Here is a 1,740-nt window from a genome sequence, read left to right as displayed (position 1 = left end):
GACTCTGCCGCCCACGTTTCTCTTTCTTCAATATTCAATTGTCAAAGAACAGACACCACAAACGCGATGTCTCGGCCCGCTTCGCTCTTGGCTCCGGGGCCCTCCGAGTGTCGCTCACGCGGCTCTCCTGAATTTCGCAGAGGGCAGATTTAGAAGCGAACTTCTTCGTCGCCAGCGGCGCCCCGCCCTCGTTCGTGGGGCGTATATAGTCGCCACCCGATCGAACTGTCAACAGCCAAGATCGCTCTTTTTTCGATTTCTCGTCGAGATATCCACGAAGGGGAAAATGGTAAGCTGGCTTCGTTGAATTTTGGCCGGAGATGCGTTGCCGGCCCCTCGGGCGATACCGCCGCAAGCCGTCTCGCCAGGTGACGGGCTCGGCCCGAGATCGCCGGCAGCGTTTAGCCGATTGCCGATCGCCACATTCCCTACGATGGTGTGTTTCAGCGCCGCTCTTCGAGCAATTCAGGCGTGATGTTCCGGCCGGCGTAGAAGATGCCCAGGATCAGCACACGCTCGCCGTCTACAGCGCAAACGATGCTGAGCGCGCGGCGATAGCCGATGATCCGCAGCCCCGGCATGATCTCCACCCGGTCGGTGCCCCTCTGTGGAAATGTCGACAAGCCCAGGCAATGATCGCGGATGCCCGCGACAAAATTCCAGGCAACCGCCGGCGACGCACGCTCGGCTATGTCGTCATAGAGCTGTTCCAGTTCGGCTTCCGCTTTCGCATGGAAGACAATCCGGTATTCCATCCCCTATCTGGCTTTCGCCTGCCGTGCTCGATGACGGACCTCCAGCCGGGAAAACACCGTTTCGGCGGGGATTGCCTTTGCCGGATCCTGCCGGAGCTCGGCCACGCGCGACGGGATTTCCTCGCGCAGCCACTTCTCCCGCTCCGCCTCAAAATCCTCGAGCATGCGCAGGCCGGCGCGGACAACCTCGCTGGCATTGTTGTAGCGGCCCGATTCGAGCTGCTTCCTGATGAAGCGCTCATAGTGCTCGTTCAAAGCGAAGTTGGGCATGGGACCTCTGGAAAATACGGAGCCGGGCGGCAGATATAGCAATAGATAGCAATAATTGACAGTCTTGATTGATTCGGGCGCGCTTCAGCCTTGGCGATACGATAGGGGACCGAGCTCCCCCAATCGGGCAGCAACCGAAATGTCGATCAAGGCCGCCGGCGCGGATCGAGGATCGCCGCGCGCTTTAGCCGGCTCGCCGCCTCAGCGCGCCGCCCACACCAGTCCGCGGCGCAGGATGGTGCGCATCTGCGGCACCTGGAATTCCGACGCTGCGTGACCGAGCGACGAATAGAACACCCGCCCCTTGCCGTGCCTGCGCTTCCACACCACCGGCATGACGACGCCGTCGATCCACGGCGCGTGTGAACCGGAGAAAGTGGTGGTCGCCAGCACCTCGTTCGAAGGATCGACATGCATGTAATACTGCTCGGACCGGTAGGGGAAATCCTCGATGCCTCGCATGATCGGGTCGTCGCCCCGCGTCACATTCACATGATAGTCGATGATGTTGCCGGGATGCGCGACCCATTGCCCACCGCACATGAACTGGTATTCGGGCGATTCGCGAAATGCGTCGGCCATGCCGCCATGGTACCCGCCAAGGCCGACGCCGTTTTCGACCGCTTTCGTCAGATTGGCTTCTTCCGCCTTGGTAAGCTTGGACATCGTGTAGATCGGCACGATCAGGCTGAGCTCGGCGATCGCCGGGTCGGCG

3 protein-coding genes are annotated in these 1,740 nt (G+C 61.0%); all 3 read right to left on the bottom strand.

Annotation, left to right across the window (positions count from 1 at the left end; all coding sequences use genetic code 11):
- Nucleotides 1–443 precede the first annotated feature (443 nt).
- A complete protein-coding gene (locus EOA27_RS35135; RefSeq protein ID WP_126081101.1) occupies nt 444–755 on the bottom strand; it encodes a type II toxin-antitoxin system RelE/ParE family toxin in 312 nt (103 codons plus the stop codon).
- 3 nt (nt 756–758) lie between these two features.
- Nucleotides 759–1,025, bottom strand: a complete 267-nt coding sequence (locus EOA27_RS35130; protein ID WP_126081100.1) for a type II toxin-antitoxin system ParD family antitoxin — start codon at nt 1,023–1,025, stop codon at nt 759–761.
- 201 nt (nt 1,026–1,226) lie between these two features.
- On the bottom strand, nt 1,227–1,740 hold a 514-nt coding region (locus EOA27_RS35125), incomplete at its 5' end, for a ThuA domain-containing protein (RefSeq protein WP_127258581.1).

Origin of the sequence: Mesorhizobium sp. M2A.F.Ca.ET.037.01.1.1 (genome assembly GCF_003998075.1) — a bacterium.
GTDB lineage: Bacteria > Pseudomonadota > Alphaproteobacteria > Rhizobiales > Rhizobiaceae > Mesorhizobium.
This window is presented reverse-complemented; position numbering and strand designations above follow the sequence as displayed.

Coding starts and splice junctions, on each gene's coding strand:
- EOA27_RS35135 (WP_126081101.1), bottom strand. CDS start 755: ATGGAATACCGGATTGTCTTCCATGCGAAAGCGGAAGCCGAACTGGAA.
- EOA27_RS35130 (WP_126081100.1), bottom strand. CDS start 1,025: ATGCCCAACTTCGCTTTGAACGAGCACTATGAGCGCTTCATCAGGAAG.